Raw genomic sequence first — 22,388 nt, forward strand, 5'->3', positions numbered from 1 at the left:
TTTGAACGGAACCGAGTTGAACTTATCTGTTTCAAAACCTCTGCTGACGGTCGAGGGCCTCAGTGTTGAATTCGGCGCCAGTCGGGTCGTCGATGATTTAAGTTTTTCGGTTGCACCTGGCCGAACGCTGGCCGTCGTCGGTGAATCGGGGTCGGGCAAGTCGATCACGTCGCTTTCGATCATGCGCCTTGCCGATATGAGCGGCGCGAAATTCCCCAACGGGCGCATCCTGTTCAATGGTCCCGAAGGCGAACGCGATCTGCTGAAAGCCGATCAGAAAGCAATGCGCGGCATTCGCGGCAAAGACATTGCGATGATCTTTCAGGAGCCGATGACATCGCTCAACCCGGTCTTCACCATCGGCAATCAGATATCTGAAGTGTTGATGTTGCATGAAGGCATGTCGAAGAGTGCGGCTCTGGCTGAAGGCAAGCGGCTGCTGGAAATGGTACGCCTGCCAGATGCTGAAGGGCTTCTCAAGCGCTATCCACACCAGCTTTCCGGCGGTATGCGTCAGCGTGTGATGATCGCGATGGCGCTCGCTTGCCGTCCGAAGCTGCTTATCGCTGATGAACCGACCACTGCACTCGATGTCACCATTCAGGCGCAGATTCTGCATATCATCAAAGATTTGCAGAAAGAGCTTGAAATGGCTGTCATTTTCATCACGCACGATATGGGCGTGGTAGCCGAAATGGCAGACGATGTTGTCGTCATGTGGAAGGGCAAAAAGGTTGAAGAAGGTCCGGTTGGCCGCATCTTCGACGCGCCAAAGCATCCATATACACAGACACTTTTGTCGGCAGTTCCGAAACTCGGCAGCATGACGGGCGAAGCGTTCCCGAAGCGTATGCCTGTCATGGTGATTCGCGATGGCGTACCTGTTCTGTCGGGTGAAGAGCGTATTCAGGACACGGCACGCTATAGCGACAAGCCGCTTCTTGCTGTCGATGATCTTTACGTGCGCTTTCCGATCAAGAAGAACATGTTGGGCAAAGTCACCCATGTTTGCAACGCGGTCTCGAAGGTTGCTTTCGACATCTATCCGGGTGAGACGCTGGCGCTTGTCGGTGAATCCGGTTCAGGCAAGTCGACCATCGGCCGTACGATCCAGCAACTCCAGTCGCCGCTTTCCGGTGACATCCGCTTTAATGGCAAAGCCTATTCGCAAATGAGTTCTTCTGAGCGCTATAAGATGCGCCGTGAGGTTCAATATATCTTTCAGGATCCGTTTGCCTCGCTTGATCCGCGCAAAACTGTTGGTTTCTCGATTGCAGAGCCGATCCGCACCCACGGCCTTCTTGATAACAACAAGGAGATCAATGCGCGCGTGGCGGAACTACTGGAACGCGTTGGCCTTGGTCCGGAATATGCTTCGCGTTACCCGCATGAGTTTTCCGGCGGTCAGCGTCAGCGTATCTGTATTGCGCGTGCGCTTGCTTCAAAGCCGAAGCTTATCATCGCTGATGAAGCGCTTTCGGCGCTCGATGTTTCCATTCAGGCGCAGGTTATCAACCTGTTTATGGATCTGCAGAAAGAACATGGGCTGGCTTATCTCTTCATCAGCCATGACATGGCCGTGGTTGAAAAAATGAGCCATCGCGTCGCTGTGCTCTATCTTGGACAGATTATGGAGCTTGGCTCACGTCGTCAGGTTTTTGAAACGCCAACGCATCCTTATACGCAGCGCCTGCTTTCAGCTGTGCCGGTTGCCGATCCTTCGGCACGGACTGAACGCGCAGCGCTTGAAGGAGAAATTCCAAGCACGACGCGTCGGATCGACGACAAGCCAACGATCTACAATCACCGCGAGGTTTCATCGGGCCATTTCGTCGCCGAAAGCGCCTGAGATATTGCCGCTTTTTTCATCGCATTATCCAACGAAAAACCGCTTCACACTTTTGCTGGAAATGCTTCAACTAAACCCAAAGGGGAAAATAATGATAAAGAAAGCACTGAAAGCCGCTCTTCTGGCTTCTGCCCTGTCGGCAGCTGTGATTGCATCGGCACCGGCTTTCGCCGCAGGCAAACTCACCGTTTCGTCGCCGCAGGATCCGGGCAGCTGGGATCCGATTGATACGTTCCTCGTCAACTGGGCGTCGGTCGCAACAAATATTTTTGATGGTCTCATCTATCGCGGCCCTGATCTGAAAATCGTACCAGGTCTGGCAACGTCGTGGGAAGAACTCGACGAAGGCAAACGCATCCGCTTCAATCTGCGTGAAGGTGTGAAGTTCCACGATGGCGAGCCATTCAACGCAGAAGCGGTGAAGTTCACTTTTGATCGTCTGCTTGGTGAGGAAGGCGCGAAAGGTCCGCAGCGTTCCAACTATATCGCAATCGAAAAGGTCGAAGTCATCGACGAAAAGACCGTCGATTTTCACCTCAAGACGCCAGATCCGGTGTTGATCACCAAGCTTGCCGGTTACGGCGCGATGATCGTTCCACCGAAATACATCACCGAAAAGGGTGATGATTATTTCAACACACATCCAGTCGGCACTGGCCCATTCAAGTTCGTATCCTATGAGCCAAAGGTCAACATCAAGCTTGAAGCTTTTGCTGACCATTGGGGCGGTGCTCCGAAGCTTTCGGAACTTGAATATCGTTTCATTACTGAGCCTTCGACAGCTGTAGCTGAACTTCAAGCTGGTCGCGTTGATCTGGTCATTCCACCAACTATCCCAATCGGCATGATCCCGACGATTGAAGGCGATCCAAAGCTTGAACTTGTTACAGCCTCGGGGCCGTCGGTTTATGCCCTTCGTTTCAACACGCGTGACGGCATCACCAAGGATGAGCGCGTACGTAAGGCGTTGATTATGGCTGTCGATCGCGATGCGATCATCCAGTCGATCCTTGCCGGACAGGCTGAAGCGATCGCAAGCTTCCAGGGTTCACTGTCGTTCGGTTTCGATCCAAACATGAAGCCGCTGCCTTATGATCCTGAGCAGGCTAAGAAATTGCTTGAAGAAGCAGGTGTTCAGCCTGGCGCAACGGTGCAGATTGACGTGCGCGGTCAGGATGCGAGCTTCAACGAAGTTGCACAGGCAGTTGCAAGCTTCCTGCAGATGGTTGGCGTGAATGCAACCATCAAGCCTTATGACACGAATGTTCTGCTCAATGACATTATCCCACAGGGCAAAACGGGTGCCATGTTCCAGCAAGCATGGGGTGGTTGGACCTTCGATTACGATAACACCGCTTACTCGATGTACCATTCGGGTGAAAAGTGGAACCCGTACGACAAGGATGAAAAGCTCGACAAGATGCTTGAAGCACAGCGTTCGGTTCTCGACCGTGGCGAACGTGAAAAGATGCTTCAGGAAATCGCGCATTATGCTGCCGACCGCGCGCTCGAAATGCCTCTCTACAACCTGAAGGCAATCTTCGGCGTCAATAAGCGCGTGAAGAACTTCGTGCCTGTTCCAGATAGCCGTCTGCGTCTCACCGACGTAACCGTCGATTAAACCAACTGATACGGCAAGCCGTTCATCGGCTTGCCGCTGCATTTCGGAGGCGCTCTGGTGGCTGGATTTCTTATAAAACGAATTTTGCAAGCGTTGTTCGTGTTGATCGCGATGACGTTGCTTGTCGCATATGCGATCCGCCTGACGGGCGATCCGGCGCTGATGTTGACGCAAGGTGCGGGCAGTATCACGGAAGCCGATCTCGAGCGCATCCGCGAGGGGTTGGGTTTGAACCAGCCATTCCTGGTTCAATATTGGCAATTCCTCAAAGGTCTGTTTACACTTGATCTTGGACGCAGCTTCCTCGGTGGTACGCAGGTTTCCGTTTTGGTCGGAAGCGCGCTGCCAGCCACACTTATGCTGGCTTTCGCCTCGCTGTTCGTTTCCATTGTAATTTCGGTGCCACTTGGCATCAAGGCGGCAGTTTCGCGCGGTAAATGGGCTGATCAGCTCATTCGCATCTGCTCACTTGTCGGTCTGTCTTTCCCGAACTTCTGGCTTGCGACGATGCTTGTCCTGCTGTTCGGCATTTATCTGCAATGGCTACCGCCAAGTGGTATGAGCGGTATTGCAAGCTTCGTGATGCCTGCGCTGACAATGGGCATTATTCTGACTGCAACCAACGTTCGTCTTGTGCGCACGTCGATGCTCGAAACACTGCAGTCGCAATATATCATGGTGGCTCGTGCCAAGGGTCTGAGCGAAAACAAGGTGCTCTATAAGCACGCGCTGCGTAACTGCGCTATTCCGCTGATTACCTATATCGGCTTGCAGTTCGGTGGCCTCCTGGGCGGTATCGTTGTGGTTGAACGCGTCTTCAACTGGCCGGGTATGGGCACGCTTGCATTCGATGCGGTTGCCGGACGCGACTATCCGGTCCTGCAGGCAACAATCGCAATCCTTTCGATGCTGATTATCGGCGTCAATCTTCTGGTGGACATCGCTTACGGCCTTGTCGATCCGCGAATTCGTACGGAGTAGAGCCTATGGCGACTAAAGTGGCGACCAAAACCTCAACACTCCAGCTTTCCCGCTTTGCCAGTCTGGAATTTATTGTTGGTTTTCTTCTCACCGGAACCATCTGTCTGGCAGTCATTTTCTCGAGCTATCTGTTTCCAGCCGGCGCGAACAAGATCGACCTGATGGCACGTCTGATGCCGCCATTCGTCAATCCGGCTCATATTTTCGGTGCTGACCCGCTCGGCCGCGACGTGCTTGCGCGTGTCGTTATCGGCGGCAAAATCTCACTTTTTGTGGGTTTCATCTCCGTCATTGGTTCGGTGATCATCGGCACGATCATGGGCTTGGTGGCAGGCTATTATCGCGGCTTCTGGGATATGGCGCTGATGCGCTTTGTCGATGTTCAGCTTGCGATGCCGTTCATCTTGCTGGCGATCACCTTCATGGCCATTCTTGGCGGCGGACTGGTCAACACGATCATCCTGCTGATTGTTTCGCAATGCGTGCAATATGCCCGGCTGGTGCGCGGCTCAGTGCTTTCGCTGCGCGAGCGCGAGTTCATCCTGTCTGCGCGCGCTATTGGCGTGAAGGACTGGCGCATCATTTTCCAACACCTGCTGCCAAATCTGCTCGGCCCGGTCATTGTTCTGATGACGCTGAATGTGGCCAACAACATCCTGCTTGAATCCAGCCTTACCTTCCTTGGCTTTGGCATTGATTCAACCATTCCAAGCTGGGGTGGAATGCTGGCCGATGGCCGCACCTATCTCCAGACTGCGTGGTGGGTGAGCCTGTTCCCTGGCCTTGCCATTCTTTTCACGGTGCTTGGCCTCAACCTTCTGGGTGACTGGCTGCGTGACAGCCTCGATCCAACTGGCAGGACTTCGCGATGAGCGTGATTTTTGAAAAGACCTATCCGCGTTCAATCAATGTGTTGATCGAACGCTTTTCAAAGCCGGAAATGCGTGGCGCTAACGTAGAAGTCTGGCTGTTCGATGACCAGCCAAGCCGCTTTGCTGCTGAAACAAAGCTGCGCGAGGCGGGCATCGATGCGCGTCTGCGTTCAGCCTATAAGCCGCTTCTGCATTTCTTTCTTGAAGAAGTGGACGGGACAGCACTCAAGGCTGCAACAATTCGCTATCCGCGCCATGACAATTGCGTAGAGAACCGTTTTCTGCTGGAAACCTATCCGCTGACAGCACTTCTTCCCGAAGCAAAGATCAGCTTCAGTGCGTCCGGTAAGGATGATTTCTTTTATGAAGTCGACCTCACATTTGCCGATGGTCGCACTGAAAATCATCGTGTTTTCGCACCCAATCGCGTGCATGAAGATTTTATCGGCGAAACGCTTGTCTCACCAACTGGCTGGCTGATTGTCGAGCATGAAGGCAGCGTTGAAAACGCGCGCTTTGAGACCGCTTATGAAAAGCTGTTTCATGATACGATTTCGACCATTGCCACCCATGACTGGGGCAGGGGCGAGCCCTATTTTGAAGAGCTGAACATTTCGGTCAACATGCCGATTACTGATCGACGCCTTGCCTATGATGAGGAAGCGCTGAGCCTGACGGAAGCTCTGCACGAGGATATCTATTTTTCGCTGCTCGAAGTTTTCCAGAAAAAGTCTGGTCGTCCGGTCGGTGATCGTGGCTTACAGCCCGGTCAGATCGTACCCGAAGTCCGCTTCCGTGATGCCGAGCCAACTGTAAAAGTGGAAACACGTCCGCTGGCAAGGTCAGATGCACTGACTGCCGAGCAAGTTCTGGAAAATGCGCAGGCTCCCCTTTCGGCTGACCAGATCCGCCGAGAGATTGCAAAGCTTGGCGGCTCACTTTTTGAAGCGAAGACTCGTGCAGGTCGCAGCGTGCGCGCGACCTATGTTTCGGGCCATGAAACGGCGATGATGATCAGTGCCGGGCAACATGCCAATGAAACGACTGGCATCGTCGGAGCGTTGCGTGCCGCGAGCCGCCTTAGCGCACGCGATGGCGCGCACTTCACGATCTCGCCGCAGGAAAACCCGGACGGATATGAAATCCATAAGCGTCTGTGCGTTTTGCAGCCACATCATATGCATCATGCGTCGCGCTATACTGCTCTGGGTGATGATCTTGAATATCGCAGCGGCGAGGGGCTTTTTGAGAAAGCAATCCGTGTAGAGGCGGAGGCGCGCACCAATGCGAAGCTGCATGTCAATTTACATGGCTATCCGTCGCATGAATGGACACGCCCGCTGTCTGGATATGTTCCTCGATCCTTTGCGATGTGGACGCTGCCAAAAGGCTTCTTCCTGATTATTCGCCATCATGCGTCATGGGAAAAAGAAGCCGAACAGCTGATGGATCACGTGACCAGGCATCTTGGTGCCATCGATGGTCTGCTTGATTACAACGATGCGCAGATCAAGCTTTTCGAGCAACATGCAGGCGAAACAGGTTTCCGCATTATCAACGGCTTCCCATGTCTGGTCGGTGTTGATGATCGTCACACAGTTCCGCTGACGCTGATTACCGAATATCCGGACGAAACCATCTATGGCGATGCCTTTGTCAAAGGCCATACGGCGCAGATGGAAACCGTGCTCTCGGCTTATGGAGCCTTGCAGCTGCTCTTTCCGAGCGAGCCGATTGCCTAACTAAAAGCGCATCCCGAAAAGTGTGAAGCGGTTTTCGGAAAAGATGCGCGTTAAAGAAAATTTTAGAGCGTTGAGCTGATTTAATCGGATCGGCGCTCTAAAGATAGTAAATGCCAATGCGATTGCCCCCGATCATTTCGACGGCAATCTCCATCTCGTAAATATCCCGCAGAATATCGGGCTGAATGAGTTCTTCCGGTGATCCCTGATGGACGACCTTGCCCTTGCGCATCGCAACGATATGGTCTGAATAGCAGGATGCGAAATTGATGTCGTGCAGCACCAGCACGACTGTCTTGCCCAGTTCATTTGCCGCACGCCGTAGCAGTTTCATCATCGAAGCAGAGTGCTTCATGTCGAGATTGTTGAGCGGCTCATCCAGCAGAACGTAATCTGTGTTCTGGCAGAGAACCATCGCCACGAAAGCGCGCTGGCGCTGTCCGCCCGAAAGCTCATCGAGAAAACGGTCGCTTAGCTCTTCTAGCTCGAGATAGCCGATTGCCTGATCGACGTGGTCGAGGTCTTCTCGTGTCGGGCGGCCCTTGGAATGCGGATAACGCCCGAAAGTCACCAAATCGCGTACTGTTAGGCGCGAGTTAATGGCATTGTCCTGCCTTAAGATCGAAAGCCGTTTTGCCAGCACATCACCCGACGTGGTCGATACATCCAGCCCATCGACCGTGATGCGGCCTTTACACATGGGAAGCAGGCGGCTGACCATGGAAAGCAAGGTGGACTTTCCAGCACCATTCGGTCCGATGATCGAGGTAATGCCGCGTGCTGGCAATTGCAGCGTCACATCATCAACGACGATCGCATCTCTATAGGATTTACTGACCTGGTTTATTTCGATCAACGTGCGTTTCCCCTGACGAGAAGGATGATAAAGACGAGCCCGCCCAGAAACTCGATGATGACACTGAGCGCAGTATCGAACGAAAAAACGCGCTCAAGAATGGTTTGTCCGCCGACAATGCATAGGATTGCGAGCAATACAGCAATAGGCAGCACGATACGATGCTTGGATGAACCAGCAATCATGTAAGCCAGATTGGCGACAAGCAGACCGAAGAAGGTGATAGGGCCAACGAGTGCTGTTGAGACGGAAACAAGGATCGTGACGATCAGCAGAATGCGATGCACAACGCGGCTATGATCGACGCCCAGATTGATTGCCGGATCGCGTCCCAGCGATAAAACATCAAAGACATTGAGAAAACGCAGGCCGTAAAGCGTGACCACTGCCACGATAATTGCTGCGAGCAACAGAATATCCGCGTTAACACTGTTGAAGCTTGCAAAGAAACGGTCCTGAAGCACGGCGAATTCATTCGGGTCGATCATGCGTTGCATGAGGTTCGACAGGCTTCGGAAGAAAACACCGAACACAATGCCGACAAGCATGACCAGATGCAGGCTGCGCGCAGCACCTGAAAACAGCCAAGCATAAAGTGTGCTGGCAAAGACCACCATTATTGCCGTCTCGGCGAAGAAACGGCCATTTGGGCCGATCCCGTTCACATGGATAGCGCCAAAGGCGAAAACTGCCAAAGTTTGGATCAGAATATAAAGCGCATCAAACCCCATGATGGAGGGAGTGAGAATGCGGTTGTTGGTGACGGTCTGAAACAGCACGGTCGAGACAGCAATCGAATAGGCTACCAGCACCATTGCCGCAAGCTTGGTGCCGCGGAAGGTAAGGATGAAAGACCAACTGCCCTTAGCTCCCAGCGTCATGAAAGCTGCGCAGGAAATAATGACGAGGATCGAAAGAAGCGCGATGATGAAGCCGGGACGTTTAAGCAAGGCGTGATCCCCGACGCAAAAGCAGATAGAGGAAGATCGCGCTGCCAACGACGCCCATCATCGTGCCGATGGGGATTTCATAGGGAAAGCGGATGATGCGCCCGACGATATCGCAGGCTAGCACCAGTCCAGCGCCAAGCACGGCCACCCATGGCACGGCGCGGCGCATATTATCGCCAATGAACATGCTGACCACATTTGGTACGATGAGGCCCAGAAAAGGGATCATGCCCACCGTCACGACCACGCTGGCACTTACCATAGACACGATCACAAGCCCGAGGGTCACAACGCGTCGATAGTTGAGACCGAGATTGGTCGTGAAATCTTCGCCCATCCCAGCGACTGTGAAACGATCAGCCGCAATATATGCGATGACGGTGAGGGCGAATGAAAGATACAGCAACTCATAACGACCGCGCAGCACGCCCGAGAAATCGCCGGTTGTCCATGAATTGAGCGCTTGCAGCAGATCATAACGATAGGCGATGAAGGTCGTCACGGCGCTGATTACGCCGCCCAGCATGATGCCGACAAGCGGCACTACGAGTACCGAACGCAATGGAATGCTGCGCAGGATGCGCAGAAAAAGCGCCGTGCCTGCAAGGGCCGTAACGGATGCTACCAGCATCTTGCCGAAAACCGGTGTGTCAGGTGCAAACAGAATAACGAGCAGAATGCCGAGGCTTGCAGATTCAACCGTTCCGGCTGTTGACGGCTCAACAAAACGATTGCGGGTCAGCATCTGCATGATCATTCCGGCCACAGCCATCGACATGCCGGCAAGAATGATTGCAAGCGTACGCGGTATGCGGCTGATCAGCAGAACTTCTGCTGCGCGATCAGTGCTATTTGCGCCAAACAATGTGCTGAGCGATACATCGCTGACGCCGATAAACGGGCTGATAAAAGCCAGTATGACGACAACAACTATAGCTGCGGCGAGTGCCTTCACGCTTAATTCCCGTTCTCTTGCCTTGTCATGAAATCGGGCCACAAATTGTGCGGCCCGAAATGACTGGGTCAGAAGATATTATTTCGCTTTGTCAAAAGCCGCTGAAAGCTGCTGGATCGTGTTGTGCAGTGCACCAAGGCCACCGCCGACGAGATACCAGTTCTGCGCGTTCAGATAGACGACCTGATCGTTCTTCCAGGCGTTGGTCTGACGCACGAGTTCATTGTCGAGCAATTGCTTAGCGGAAGTGCCTTCACGACCGATGGCTGCATCGCGGTCGAGCACGAAAAGCCAATCCGGATTGGTTTCAAGAATGAATTCCGAGCTGACTGGCTGGCCATGATTGCCGACAGAAAGATCGGGCGCTGCTGGTTCAACGCCGAAGCTGTCATGCAATACGCCGAAGCGTGAACCCGGACCATAGGCGCTGATTTTACCGCCGGACGTCAGGATCATCAGACCCTTGCCTTTGCCCTTGGTCTTTTCTTTCAGTGCTGCGAGTTCGCTATTGAGCTTGTCGACTTCAGCCTTGGCTTCGGTTTCCTTGCCAAAAATCTGGCCCAGCTTTTCGATATTGGCTTCGGTGCCGGAAATGAATTCCTTGGCTGGAACAGTCAGATCGATGGTCGGTGCAATCTTTGCGAGCTCACCATATTTTGCAGCCGAGCGACCGCCGACAATGATCAGGTCAGGTTCGGCTGCATTAACCGCTTCATAGTCAGGTTCAAAAAGCGTGCCGACTTTCGTGTAATCTGCGCCGTCGTATTTCTTGAGATATTCCGGGAAAGCGATGCTGCCAGGAACGCCGATGATCTTCACGCCAAGGCGATCAAGATTGTCGAGCGTTGCGAAATCGAACACGACGACTTTTTCAGGATTGGTTGCAACCGTTGTTTCGCCTTGGGCGTGTTTGACTGCCACATCAGCAGCGTTCGCGCCGGAGGCAAGGGCTGTGGCAACAAGTGCTGCGCCAAACAGACGGGAAAAATGTCGGCTGATTTTCAGCATGGCGTTCAATCCTTTCGTCAATCTTGTGCTTTATAGTCCGGTTTTCTTCCAGTCAAAGCCGGAAGACCACAATTCAGTTGTTTTGTTGGTCTGGGCTCTCATTGAGCAGGATGAATTTCAAGCTGTCTTCGACCGTGAGCGGGATCATCGAACCGTGGCTTTCGTTATCGAAGCGACGATAGGCGACCTCAAAGCCCGGAAGTTGTTTCAACTCGGTCTGAATGTCTGCACCCGAAGGTCCGCCGCGCAGCTTCTTCAGACGCTCAGTATCTTCCTTTGACTGACCTGGGCGTTCGCCGCGCTTGCCGGATGATTCAACAAGCAGTCGCATCGGTTTCGGATCGGCTTTGAATGCCTCCACAAACCGATCCTTGTCGGTGAGAATCGAGCGTCCATTCCACCAGATCGATGGGTCTGCGGCAGCATAAGTCTGAAATGAATCCGAATGATTGAAGAGCGCATAAAGCGTGAAAAGCCCACCCAGCGAATGCCCAAAAAGAGCCTGCTTGTTCTTGTCGATAGCAAAACGCTTTTCGACTTCCGCTTTTACCTGATGATCAATAAAATCGAAGAACGCGTCACGTCCGCCAGTTTTCGGAATATTGGTCTGAACAGGGATCAATTCGTCTGGTGTCGAAGGCGTGAGATCGAAATAGCGCAGGCGGACGATTTCGTCCTTGTCTTCGGTCGGATAACCGATGCCGACAAACACTGCGTTGAGCTGAGGATTATCTTCCATCAGCTTGGCTGCGATTGGCAACATCCGATTGCCATCACTCATATAGACAACGGGAAAACCATTGGCAGGCGCTTTTTCAGCGGGTGCAGCCACGAAAATTCGATAGTCGATGCCGTTCGCCTGCATGTCAAAGGAGTCGACTTGCGGCTTTCCAGCATGTGCAGAGGCGTTCACGAGAATGCTTCCGAACATGAGGCAGACCTTCAAAATTACGTTCTTTGTCTTGCTCACGGGAGCATCCATTTCATAAAGAAATGACGCCAGCCAAAATCAGCTGGCGTCATAATGTGCGTTAGAAGCGTGAGGTCATGCCGAGCCAGAGACGACGGCCTTCAACCACATTGTTGATTTCGTCCACTGTGACCTTCTTATCGAAGATGTTGTAGACGGCAGCATTGAGTGTGACGTTCTCACTGAATTCATAAGAGCCACCGAGGTCGAAAGTGGCATAGCCCTTATATTTGCGGGCGATAACCTGACCTCTGCTGTTATAGGCATATGGCTCACCAACAGTGCCGATACGCAGACCGGCGTTGATTTCAGGGCCGTGATAGTTACCAGCCGCCCATGCAGTCAGACCATCGACTGGTGTTTCCCAATCTGCGCGGATGTTTGCCATGTGCTTTGGCGTGCGAGCCAGAGGCAAACCTGCATATTCGCCGGTCTTCTGTTCAGAGTCGGTATAGGTATAGCTACCGCGCAGCTTAATCGTGTCGGTCGCTTCCCAATCTGCCGTCAGTTCTACACCCTGAATTGTCGCTTCATCGATGTTGTAGCTGTAATAGAGGACGTAGTTCGGGTCCTGAGCCCAGCGCAGTGGCTGGCCTGTGATTGGATCATACTGAATGTTGCTGGCGATCTTGTCTTTGAAATCGGTGTAGAAGTATGTCGCACCGAGACGCAGACCCTGCTGGTTGTCCCAAAGCGCACTGGCTTCATAGCTGGTGCTCTTTTCTGGCTGAAGGTTTGGATCACCGATAATGACGCCGCAGTTTCCGGTCGGGCCGTAGGTACAGTTGCCGCCGCCAGTCGTGTAAGCATAACCGGGTGCAATAGTGCGAATTTCAGGGGCGCGGAAGCCGGTTGAAATGCCGCCCTTGAGGGTCAGCTGATCCGTGGCGTGCCAAACGGCATAGCCACGCGGGCTCCAATGCGAACCGTAGATTTCGTGGTGATCCATGCGCAGGCCACCGGTCAGCGCAAAGTCTGGAGTGATCCACCATTCATCTTCAGCGAAAAGTGCCCACTGCTTGATCGTGAACTCTTCGTCCAAGCCTGTACGACGGCCCGGGTTCTGATCTGTCAGCGTGCCTTCGATAAACTGGCCGCCGGTTACAAGTGTGTGGTTGCCATAAAGCTCGAACGGAGTGGTGAACTTGCCGTCCAGTGTAGAGTTACGGATATGCGGTGAACGCAGGCTTTCAACAAAATCACCGCGAGTCTTGTTCCAAGTGTAGTTTGTTCTCTGAGCAGTTTCCTGCATGAAAGAGAACTCGGAAGTTGTTGGACCCCAACGGCCTGTGTGACTGATCGACCAGTGGTTTCGGTCGTTCATATTATAAGTGTCGAGCGGTGCCGTGCTGCCGGTTGCTACAGGGTTGATCGTGTTTCCAACCGATGAATCGCGGCGCAAGCGCGTCTTGCCAGCTTCAAAAACGATGTCGTGATCGGCGTTTGGCGTAATCGTCACGCGACCGGTGATGTCGATATCACGCTGCTCTGGCGTGCCGCTGATGATTTTGTCTTCCTGACGCTTGAGGCCGCGTCCCCACAGCTGCACACCAACCAAATTCGGAACGAGAGGGCCGGTCATGTAGTATGAGCCCTGTAGCGAATTACCGAACTTCGAGTGCTGCTGAACCGTCGTGTCGAAGCTCAGCGAGCCGCTCCACTTGTCCGAAACCTTCTTGGTGATGACGTTGATCACGCCGCCCATGGCGTCGGAACCATAAAGCGATGACATCGGGCCACGAATAACTTCGATGCGTTCGATAGCGTTGGCTGGCGGCAAGAAGCTCTGTTCAAAACCGGAGTTGCCGTTGGTGCGCGCGTCGCGTGTGCTCTGACGCTTTCCGTCAACGAGGATCAGCGTGTAGCTGCCCGGAAGGCCGCGAATGAAGATGTCACGTTCTGCTGCAGCCCCCGTCACAGCAACGCCCTGAACATCGCGCAATGCATCGCCTAGATCGCGATAAGAGCCTTTTTCAAGTTCTTCACCCGGTACAACCGAAATGCTCGCTGGAGCATCGGTTATGTTCTGCTCAAAACCTGTCGCCGAAACAACGATCTGGTTAAGCGTGATACCACCGGCAGCGTTTACCTGTTCGGTCGCCTGGGCTTCAGCCTGTTTCTTTTTCGCGGCTTCTTCTTCTGCTGTGGTTGCGGTCTGTGCGAAAGAAGCTGCGCCGCTTAGAATAAGTGCGGTCGAAAGGCATGTGCCCGCAAGAATGGCTTTTGCAAAAAGCGATCCGCTGGCCAATTGCCTGTTCTGCGAACCATTGGTACGCAATCCCCGAAACAAGCTGGTCATAAATATCACCCTTAAAGTTGAGTTTTCAGCTCTCCTTATGTATGGCAATAACGTGACGTCAATCGTCATGATTTATAAGAATTCCAAGTTTCAGAAAACGCAACTGAACGGATGTCGTAGCAATGTCGGGCAAGCGAATGAAAACTCAGGCAGAGGTTGATAAAGTGGAGGGCGAAAGCCTGAAACTGGGGCAGCTGCGCTTGCTGATTGCGCTTGATGCACTTCTTGTGGAAGGCAGTGTCGGCGGTGCTGCAAAGCAGATGGGATTGAGCATTGCGGCCATGAGCCGGCTACTCGGACAGATCCGCGAGAAGTTCGATGATCCGATCCTCGTGCGTTCGGGTCGAAACATGATTGCAACGCCAAAAGCCGAAGCTTTACGTGGTCGCTTGCGCAGACTGGCCAATGAAGCTGAAGCGCTCATGAGCTTCAACGGCAGTGATGCAGTGGAGACGCATTGCAAAAGAAAGCATGGGTGGGAGAGGGCGAGCGCTATTGTTGCGCCGCCGCCGTTGGGTATTCGTAAGGTAATCGAGCTCGAAAACCATCCCACCCCTGAACAGCTTGCGGCCCAATTTGCCAATATTCAGGATGAGAACGATCCTGTTCGGCGGCTCGCGAAATACATTGCAATCACCGGCCGTAAGGTTGGTCACACACGTCCGCTCGAAATGTACGAAGCGGAAGATGCTTTCACCACGATATTTGCAGGTGAAGCAGACCCCATGCAAATCAGCGCTTTATTGCGGCTTATTCATTATCGAGGTGAAACGGCTCCTGAACTTGCCGGTATGGCTCAGGCAGCCCGAAAATATTACTCAACGCAGGCCGACATTCGCCGCCCGGCACTCGACTGGCCTGCATATCTCTCGCCAAACTCACATCAGTCGCCATGGTTTATGCTGGCAGCAATTCTTGTTGCACGCGCTGGCTATCCGGTCGTGATGCATGGCAATTGCGGAACAGGTGAGCTTTCCGGGAAGCTGGAACTCGCAGCTGAAGCTGTCAATATCCCGGTTGCGGGTTCGCTATCATTGGCTGAAAGTGCGCTGAATGCGCATGGTATCTGCTTCATGCCATTGGCTGGTTTTGCACCACAGGTTCACGCCCTGCTCGCGCTTTATCCATTGTTTCACTCGAGGTCATCGATCAACAGTCTCGCGCATCTGCTTAACCCGATGCAGTTGTCCACATCGGTCCTCGGTGTCACTCAACCAACCTATCGTGAGTTGCATCGCGATGCGGCGGCGCTGCTAGATTTAAAGTCGGTTTCGGTCGTGTCGACGAGCCGCGATGTGGCGGAGCTGGTGCCGCACCATGCGCATACGGTTTACAGATGGCTCGGCGAACAGAAAACGGACCTCACATTGCCAACCTTGTCGAAGGCAGGAACCGATAAGCATTCCAGCCTCACTTCGTTTGAATACTGGCTCGCCGTTTGGTCGGGTGCCGCCGTTGATGAGCGTGCAGAGCTGACGATTATCGCATCTACCGCGATGGCGCTCATGACTGTTCTTGCTGCAGACAATGATAGTTACGGCCAGTTCTACAAAAAGGCAGAGGAACTTTGGAAAACGCGCCATCAACACTGAATGACGATAATTGTGTGATCAATTTTTAAGCAGGCGTCGAAAACTATTCTACTTATGCCATTTTGGGAAAAGCATTCCGGTTGCTGATGCAGAACAGCAAGCCGATGCTTTGTTTGCTCTTTTTATAAGCCCTATCGTTCCGCCGTAACTCTTAGTACGCAGCGGGGCGATTTGATGGTCAATCCTATATTCGGTGCATCTGGCACTTCCATTTTTGAATCCATGTCGCGCCTTGCTGCCGAAACCGGTGCCATAAATCTGGGGCAGGGATTTCCTGAAGGTTTTGAACCTCAAGAACTTGTCGAAGCAGCAATTCAGGCTTTACGTGATGGCCCTCATCAATATCCTCCGATGCTTGGGCTGCCTTCCTTGCGCAAGGCGGTTGCCGAGAATGCACGCCGCTTTCTGGGTCTTGAGATCGATTGGGAGACCGAGGTTCTAGTGACGTCAGGGGCCACCGAAGCGCTGACCGATACGTTCCTAGCGCTTCTTGAATCTGGTGATGAAGTCATCGTCTTTGAACCCGTTTACGATGCCTATGCCACGCTCATTCGTCGCGCGGGCGGTAAAGTTATCCCGCTTCGTCTGACGCCACCACATTGGGAATTGCCGCGTGAAGCGCTGGAAAAGGCCATCACATCAAAGACCAAGCTGATCGTCGTCAATACGCCAATGAACCCGATTGGCAAGATATTCGATCCGCAAGAACTTGAGTTTCTAGCTTCGCTTACGATCAACCACGACCTGACCATCGTGTCGGATGAGGTCTACGAACACCTGATTTTCGACGGGCGACCGTTTCATTCGCTTCTTGCTGTGCCCGGCATTCGTGATCGTGTCGTGCGGATTGGATCGGCTGGAAAGAGCTTTTCCGTGACAGGCTGGAAAGTTGGCTATGTGACGGCCGATGCAAAACTTCTCGCGCCCATTTCCCGCGCACATCAATATGTGACTTTCACCACGCCACCGGCCTTACAGGCGGCAGTCGCCGTCGGTCTTTTGCTGCCCGACAACTATTTCACCAAATTGCGCAGCACGCTTGCATCGCGTCGTGACTTGCTGGTTGGTGGACTAAGGGCAGCAGGCTTCGATATCGCAGACGTGCCTTCAACCTATTTCGCCGTGGCCGATGTGAGCGGCCTCGACCCTGAAGGCGACGACCTTGCCTTCTGTCGACGCCTGACGCTTGAGGCTGGTGTGACACCTGTGCCGGTTTCGTCCTTCTATGGCGAACGCGACGTGAAAAGCCATGTCCGCTTCTGCTTCGCCAAGACGGAAGCAACGCTTTCTGAAGCCGTCGATCGGCTTGCCCGTTGGTCAGAAAAACAGAACTGGCGCGCCGCCTCCTGATGCGCGCCTAAAATCACTTCGAGGAATATCTGCATGAAATATACCCCATTCATTCGTGGCGCTCTGTCAGCGGTCCTGTTGTCCATGCTTGCGGCTTCGCCCGCATTGGCAGAGAAAATCCGCTTGGGTGTTACGTCAGGTCCGCACGCCCAGATCGCCGAAGCGTTGGCACCCATCGCGAAAGCCAAGGGGCTCGAGATCGAGATCGTCGAGTTTTCCGATGGCGCAATGATTGATCCGGCAACGAATGACGGTGATCTCGATGCCAATGGTTTCCAACACACGCCTTATCTCAATCAGCAGAACAAGGATCGTGGGCTTAATCTTGTAGCTGTCGGTGGAAACACGGTCCTGCTGCCGATGGCCGGGTATTCGCATAAGTTCAAAACTTTGGCTGAACTTCCGGATGGTGCACAGATCACCATTCCTAACGACCCAAGCAATGCCGGACGCGCTCTAAAGCTTCTCGAAAAGGGCGGAGTCCTCAAGCTGACACCCGGCGTAACTTTCAATGCCACTGAACTCGATATTGTTGAAAATCCGAAGAATGTGAAGATCATCCCGATGGAAACGGCGCAGCTCGCCCGCTCACTGGAAGATGTCGATTTTTCGGTGATCACGTCTCACTTCGCGTTAAGCGCTGGGCTGGTTCCGAGCCGCGATGCGATCCTGATCGAAGATCAGCTTTCTGATTATTTTTGCCTCATCGCTGTTGCTGAAAAGAACAAGGACGCGCCGTGGGTGAAAACGCTGACCGAAGCGTACAAGTCACCAGAAGTCAAAGCCTTCATCGAGAAGAAGTTTGAAGGCAATATCATTGCGGGATGGTGAGATGAACCTTTCGGTTCGCATAGCTGAAGCAGAGCGGGACCGGATCGGCTCCGCTCCGCCTGTCATCGATGTAAAGTCGCTTACGAAGACTTACGATCCAAAAGCCGGTGCGGTTCTGGACGATGTTTCGTTACGCGTCGGCAAGGGGGCTATCCATGGTATCATCGGCCGCTCAGGCGCGGGCAAAAGCACATTGGTTCGTTGCCTGAACGGTCTCGTACAGCCGACCAGCGGTCAGGTGTTTGTTGCCGGGCGTGAAGTGAGCAAGCTTGAAGGACGTAATTTACGCCAAGCACGCCGCGATATATCGATGATATTTCAACATTTTAGCCTCTTATCTTCCCGAAGTGCTGCAGCTAATATAGCGTTGCCTATGGAATTGGCTGGTGTGCCGCGCGAAACCATTCGCAAGCGAGTGACCGAGCTGCTGGATCTGGTAGGTTTGAACGGAAAGGCAGACGCCTATCCATCGGAACTGTCTGGCGGGCAGAAGCAGCGTGTGGGCATTGCGCGCGCACTGGCTCTGGAGCCAAGTGTCCTTCTATCTGATGAAGCTACCTCTGCTCTTGATCCCGAAACCACCGAACAGATTTTGGCATTGCTTAAAGATATCAACCGGCGTTTGGGCCTGACCATCGTTCTCATCACGCATGAAATGGATGTGGTTCGCCAAATTGCCGACCATGTGACAGTGCTTGAAGGCGGCCGTGTGGTTGAAACCGGGCCGACATTCGACGTCTTTGCCTTTCCGAAATCAGCTATCGCGCGTTCATTTCTCTCAAGCATTGTGGCTCATGACCTGCCGCCGGAAGTTGCCCAGAGGCTTCTGCCTGATGCAGTTCCCGGATCAAGCCCGGTCTTGCGTATCATCTTTTCCGGAGAGGCCGCGCATTCGCCAGTGGTTGGGACGCTTATTCAGCGTTTTGGCATCAATCCCAATATTCTGCATGGTCGCATTGATTATATTGGCGGGAAGCCACTCGGGATCATGACGTTGATCGCTGAAAACGGCGAGCCTGATCTCGCAGATGTGCTCGCTTATCTAGCGTCGCTTGATTTACACGGAGAGGTGCTGGGCCATGTTGTCTGACCTGCTTTCACCCGCACTCGTCAATCTATTGCTGGAGTCGCTCAAGCAGACAATCATGATGGTGGCTGCGTCGGCAATTCTTTCCACGTTGATCGGTCTGCCACTCGGCATTGCACTGGTTGTCACGGCCCCCGGTCAATTTCTCGAACGACCACTTTTCAACCGTATAGCAGGCACTATCGTCAATCTTGTGCGGTCTACGCCCTTTATCATTTTGATGGTGGCGATCATTCCGTTTACCCGCCTTGTGGCAGGCACAACAGTTGGCACTTATGCGGCAATCGTACCGCTGACTGTTGCAATCATTCCGCTCTATGCGCGCCTCGCTGAGACCGCAATGCGTGAGGTAGATCAAAGTCTTATAGAAGCTGCTGAAAGTATGGGTGCAACACCCATGCAAATCATTTTCAAAGTTTTGCTTCCCGAGGCTTTACCCGGAATTATTGCTGGGCAGACGGTCACACTTGTAAGCCTTGTCGGCTATTCGGCGATGGCTGGTACAGTCGGCGGCGGCGGTCTTGGCGATCTTGGTATCCGCTTTGGTTATCAGCGTTTCATGCCCGAAGTGATGATCGCAGTCGTCATCATTCTCGTTGCTATCGTTCAATCTATTCAGGTTACGGGCGATTATGCCGCCCGGATCGTCAATCATCGTGTGGCGCGCAGTCGCCGCTCACGCTAGCATTCAGAGGAGACACAAAATGACCGCGCATTCGCATCCTATCAATCTGCCACTGCTCGATATTTCGCGTTACAACGGTACGCCGGAAGAGCGGAAAAGCTTTATCGATGAGCTTCGTCGCACCCTGCATGACCACGGCTTTTTCTATTTAACCGGCCATGGAGTCGATCCAAAGCTGATCGAAAATGTCGTGGCCACCGCCAAACGCTTCTTCGCGTTGCCGACCGAAGAAAAGCTCAAGATTGAGATGATTAACACGTCGCATTTCCGTGGCTATAACCGTGCAGGTCTTGAGCGCACTCGCGGTGAGCAGGATTGGCGAGAGCAGCTCGACATTAATACCGAGGCCGAGCCTGCCGAAATCGGTCCGGATAGCCCCGCGTGGAAGCGTCTAATCGGACCGAACCAGTGGCCGGATGCCTTGCCGGAACTAAAGCCATTGCTGCTTGCCTATCAGGCGGAAGTCACCCGCGTTGGCATTGATGTGCTCAAGGCGATTGCCGAAGCACTTGGTCAGAGCGAAGATTTCTTCGCGCAGATTTATGATCCTCATCCTTCACAACTTTTGAAGATTATCCGTTATCCGGGTCGTGATGTGGCCGAAAGCGATCAGGGCGTTGGCGCACACAAGGACGGTGGTTTCGTTACCGTTCTGCTCCAGGATGTTGTTCCGGGCCTTCGTGTACAGCGTGAAGATGGCGTCTGGATTGATGCGCCGCCTGTGCCGGGTACGTTTGTCATCAACACTGGTGAATTGCTTGAATTGGCAACCAATGGCTTTGTTCGCGCCGATGTTCATGGTGTTGTTGCGCCGCCCGCCGGAACAGAGCGTTTCTCTGTCGCCTTCTTCCTTGGTGCTCGCTATGACGCGACGATCCCAGTCATTGATCTGCCGGAAGAACTTAAAACCAAAGAGCGCGGTGTGAGCGTTGATCCGCTTAACACGCTGTTCCGTGAGGTGGGCCAGAACAATCTCAAGAGCCGTCTGCGCTCGCATCCAGATGTTGCTCGCGCCCATCATCAGGATCTTCTGGATTCACCGGAGTTCGCAAGTCTGAAGCTGGGTGCAGCTTACTGATAAACCCATCCCTTGACGGTTGATTGCTGTGTTTGTCTTTCGTCCGTCAAGGAACAGGTTCGGGGGTACAAAGCCATCATGTGCCCGTTTTGCCACTTAGGGTAGCTGGCAGGATTCCCATTAAAAAAGCGCCGGGTTTCCGGCGCTTTTCATTTCAACACGGTGGATGCGTTTAGCCGCTGATAAGCTTCACTTCCATGAAGTCTTCCAGCCCCCACTTGCCGCCTTCGCGCCCATTGCCGGATTGCTTGTAGCCGCCAAATGGGCTGCCGGGCGCACGCGACGTTCCGTTGATCTGGATCATGCCAGCGCGGAGTTTACGTGCCACGCGTTTTGCGCGTTCCGGGCTACCTGTCTGAATATAGGCAGCCAGGCCATATGGCGTATCATTGGCGATAGCAATGGCTTCCTCTTCCGTATCGAAAGGGATCATCGCCAGCACGGGCCCGAAGATTTCTTCGCGTGCAATAGTCATTTCGTTGTTCACATCGGCGAAGATGGTTGGCTTGACGAAATCGCCTTCAGAAATGCCATCGGGGCGACCTGTGCCGCCTGCAACGAGACGCGCACCTTCATCAATACCCTTCTGGATCAACGCCTGCACCTTGTCGAACTGGATTGATGACGACAGTGGGCCGATATGCTCGCCCTCCTTGGATGGGTCATCGACCGTCGTTTTTGCCGCAGTCTTCTTGGCAAAATCGACCGCCTGTTCATAGATCGAGCGTTCAACCAGCATACGTGTTGGCGCGTTGCAGGACTGGCCGGTGTTTTCAAAACAATGGTTCACACCACGTTCGATTGCCTTTTCCAGATCACTATCAGCAAAAACGATATTAGGTGACTTGCCACCGAGTTCCAGCGAAACGCGCTTGACGGTCGCAGCCGCTGCACGCGAAACAGCCGTTCCTGCGCGGGTCGAACCGGTAAATGACATCATGTCGATGTCTGGATGCTGTGACATGGCTTCGCCAACGACAGGACCTTCGCCGTTAACGAGGTTGAATACGCCCTTCGGCAAACCTGCTTCATCGACAAATTCAGCAAATAGCATCGCCGACATTGGTGCGATTTCGGATGGTTTGAGCACGACTGTGCAACCAACGGCAAGGGCAGGGATGACCTTGAGTGCGATCTGATTCATCGGCCAGTTCCATGGCGTAATCAGTCCGCAAACGCCAATAGGTTCATGCACAATGGCTTGATTAGGATGCTTTGGCGATAGAATTTCTTCGAATTCAAAATTCTCAAAAGCAGCGATGAAAGCCTTGGTATGCGACAGACCGGCCGCGGCCTGAGATTCGCGCGCAAGCTTGATTGGGGCACCCATTTCCTTGGAAATAGCCTGGGCCATTTCTTCAAGGCGACGCTCGTAGATTTCAACAATACGGCGCAGATAGTCGATACGTTCTTCAGCAGGCGTTTCGCTCCAAGAAGGAAACGCTTTGCGCGCTGCAGCTACTGCGAGATCAATATCCGCTTCAGAGCCTGCAGAAATCGCTGCATAAGGCTTCTCATTGGCTGGATTAATGACTTCGATGGTCTTTGCTTCAAGCGGGGACCGCCATGCACCGTCGATATAGAAATCCGTTTTCTGATCCAGATTTTTCTGAAGCATGATGAAACCCTCCAATGCTTTGAATTTTATCCTAAGGGTGGCGA

Annotated in this window: 18 protein-coding genes; 11 read left to right on the plus strand and 7 right to left on the minus strand. The window is 53.3% G+C overall.

Features of this window, described 5'->3' with window-relative positions; genetic code table 11:
* Position 1: 1 nt before the first annotated feature.
* The 5 genes from CEV34_RS23855 to CEV34_RS23875 all read left to right on the plus strand — a co-directional run bounded on the left by CEV34_RS23855 (position 2) and on the right by CEV34_RS23875 (position 7,065).
* Positions 2 to 1,849 carry an ABC transporter ATP-binding protein gene (locus CEV34_RS23855; protein ID WP_007879423.1) on the plus strand — a complete coding sequence of 616 codons (1,848 nt, stop codon included), beginning with the start codon at positions 2 to 4 and terminating at the stop codon, positions 1,847 to 1,849.
* A gap of 91 nt (positions 1,850 to 1,940) precedes the next feature.
* Positions 1,941 to 3,470: an ABC transporter substrate-binding protein gene (locus CEV34_RS23860; RefSeq protein ID WP_007879421.1), complete on the plus strand. Its 1,530-nt coding sequence runs from the start codon at positions 1,941 to 1,943 to the stop codon at positions 3,468 to 3,470.
* Between the two features lie 57 nt (positions 3,471 to 3,527).
* Positions 3,528 to 4,451 (plus strand): ABC transporter permease, encoded by a 924-nt coding sequence (locus tag CEV34_RS23865; protein WP_007879420.1) that lies wholly within the window; start codon positions 3,528 to 3,530, stop codon positions 4,449 to 4,451.
* A gap of 17 nt (positions 4,452 to 4,468) precedes the next feature.
* The gene (locus CEV34_RS23870; RefSeq protein ID WP_039860841.1) at positions 4,469 to 5,323 is read left to right on the plus strand and encodes an ABC transporter permease; all 855 of its coding nucleotides are present in this window, start codon (positions 4,469 to 4,471) and stop codon (positions 5,321 to 5,323) included.
* The gene (locus CEV34_RS23875; protein WP_007879418.1) at positions 5,320 to 7,065 is read left to right on the plus strand and encodes a M14 family metallopeptidase; all 1,746 of its coding nucleotides are present in this window, start codon (positions 5,320 to 5,322) and stop codon (positions 7,063 to 7,065) included. Before CEV34_RS23870 ends, CEV34_RS23875 begins: the two co-directional genes overlap by 4 nt.
* Before the next feature lie 97 nt (positions 7,066 to 7,162).
* Here CEV34_RS23875 and CEV34_RS23880 read toward each other — a convergent pair whose 3' ends face one another.
* The 6 genes from CEV34_RS23880 to CEV34_RS23905 all read right to left on the minus strand — a co-directional run bounded on the left by CEV34_RS23880 (position 7,163) and on the right by CEV34_RS23905 (position 14,103).
* Positions 7,163 to 7,921 (minus strand): iron ABC transporter ATP-binding protein, encoded by a 759-nt coding sequence (locus CEV34_RS23880; protein WP_007879417.1) that lies wholly within the window; start codon positions 7,919 to 7,921, stop codon positions 7,163 to 7,165.
* A complete protein-coding gene (locus tag CEV34_RS23885) occupies positions 7,918 to 8,871 on the minus strand; it encodes an iron chelate uptake ABC transporter family permease subunit (protein ID WP_094544711.1) in 954 nt (317 codons plus the stop codon). The genes CEV34_RS23880 and CEV34_RS23885 overlap by 4 nt, the downstream gene beginning before the upstream one ends.
* A complete protein-coding gene (locus CEV34_RS23890) occupies positions 8,864 to 9,826 on the minus strand; it encodes an ABC transporter permease (RefSeq protein ID WP_007879415.1) in 963 nt (320 codons plus the stop codon). The genes CEV34_RS23885 and CEV34_RS23890 overlap by 8 nt, the downstream gene beginning before the upstream one ends.
* A 78-nt stretch (positions 9,827 to 9,904) precedes the next feature.
* On the minus strand, positions 9,905 to 10,834 hold the full coding sequence (locus CEV34_RS23895) for a siderophore ABC transporter substrate-binding protein (protein WP_007879413.1): 930 nt from the start codon (positions 10,832 to 10,834) through the stop codon (positions 9,905 to 9,907).
* 73 nt (positions 10,835 to 10,907) lie between these two features.
* On the minus strand, positions 10,908 to 11,804 hold the full coding sequence (locus CEV34_RS23900; protein ID WP_039860831.1) for an alpha/beta hydrolase: 897 nt from the start codon (positions 11,802 to 11,804) through the stop codon (positions 10,908 to 10,910).
* A gap of 61 nt (positions 11,805 to 11,865) precedes the next feature.
* On the minus strand, positions 11,866 to 14,103 hold the full coding sequence (locus CEV34_RS23905; RefSeq protein WP_235819170.1) for a TonB-dependent receptor domain-containing protein: 2,238 nt from the start codon (positions 14,101 to 14,103) through the stop codon (positions 11,866 to 11,868).
* A 137-nt stretch (positions 14,104 to 14,240) separates the two neighbouring features.
* Here CEV34_RS23905 and CEV34_RS23910 point away from each other — a divergent pair, with 137 nt between their 5' ends.
* The 6 genes from CEV34_RS23910 (at position 14,241) to CEV34_RS23935 (ending at position 20,726) form a co-directional block, all read left to right on the plus strand.
* Entirely contained in the window at positions 14,241 to 15,695 is a 1,455-nt protein-coding gene (locus tag CEV34_RS23910) for a glycosyl transferase family protein (protein WP_235819171.1), read from the plus strand.
* Between the two features lie 174 nt (positions 15,696 to 15,869).
* A complete protein-coding gene (locus tag CEV34_RS23915; protein WP_007879404.1) occupies positions 15,870 to 17,045 on the plus strand; it encodes an aminotransferase in 1,176 nt (391 codons plus the stop codon).
* Between the two features lie 33 nt (positions 17,046 to 17,078).
* Positions 17,079 to 17,876, plus strand: a complete 798-nt coding sequence (locus CEV34_RS23920; RefSeq protein ID WP_007879402.1) for a MetQ/NlpA family ABC transporter substrate-binding protein — start codon at positions 17,079 to 17,081, stop codon at positions 17,874 to 17,876.
* A 1-nt stretch (position 17,877) separates the two neighbouring features.
* Complete coding sequence (locus tag CEV34_RS23925) at positions 17,878 to 18,966, plus strand: methionine ABC transporter ATP-binding protein (RefSeq protein WP_007879401.1); 1,089 nt, start codon at positions 17,878 to 17,880, stop codon at positions 18,964 to 18,966.
* On the plus strand, positions 18,956 to 19,648 hold the full coding sequence (locus CEV34_RS23930; RefSeq protein WP_007879400.1) for a methionine ABC transporter permease: 693 nt from the start codon (positions 18,956 to 18,958) through the stop codon (positions 19,646 to 19,648). Before CEV34_RS23925 ends, CEV34_RS23930 begins: the two co-directional genes overlap by 11 nt.
* Positions 19,649 to 19,667: 19 nt before the next feature.
* Entirely contained in the window at positions 19,668 to 20,726 is a 1,059-nt protein-coding gene (locus tag CEV34_RS23935; RefSeq protein ID WP_007879399.1) for an isopenicillin N synthase family dioxygenase, read from the plus strand.
* 172 nt (positions 20,727 to 20,898) lie between these two features.
* On the opposite strand, the gene CEV34_RS23940 is transcribed toward CEV34_RS23935, so the two are convergent.
* Positions 20,899 to 22,344 (minus strand): aldehyde dehydrogenase family protein, encoded by a 1,446-nt coding sequence (locus CEV34_RS23940; RefSeq protein WP_007879397.1) that lies wholly within the window; start codon positions 22,342 to 22,344, stop codon positions 20,899 to 20,901.
* Positions 22,345 to 22,388 lie beyond the last annotated feature (44 nt).

Source organism: Brucella pseudogrignonensis, assembly GCF_002252525.1.
Classification (GTDB): domain Bacteria; phylum Pseudomonadota; class Alphaproteobacteria; order Rhizobiales; family Rhizobiaceae; genus Brucella; species Brucella pseudogrignonensis.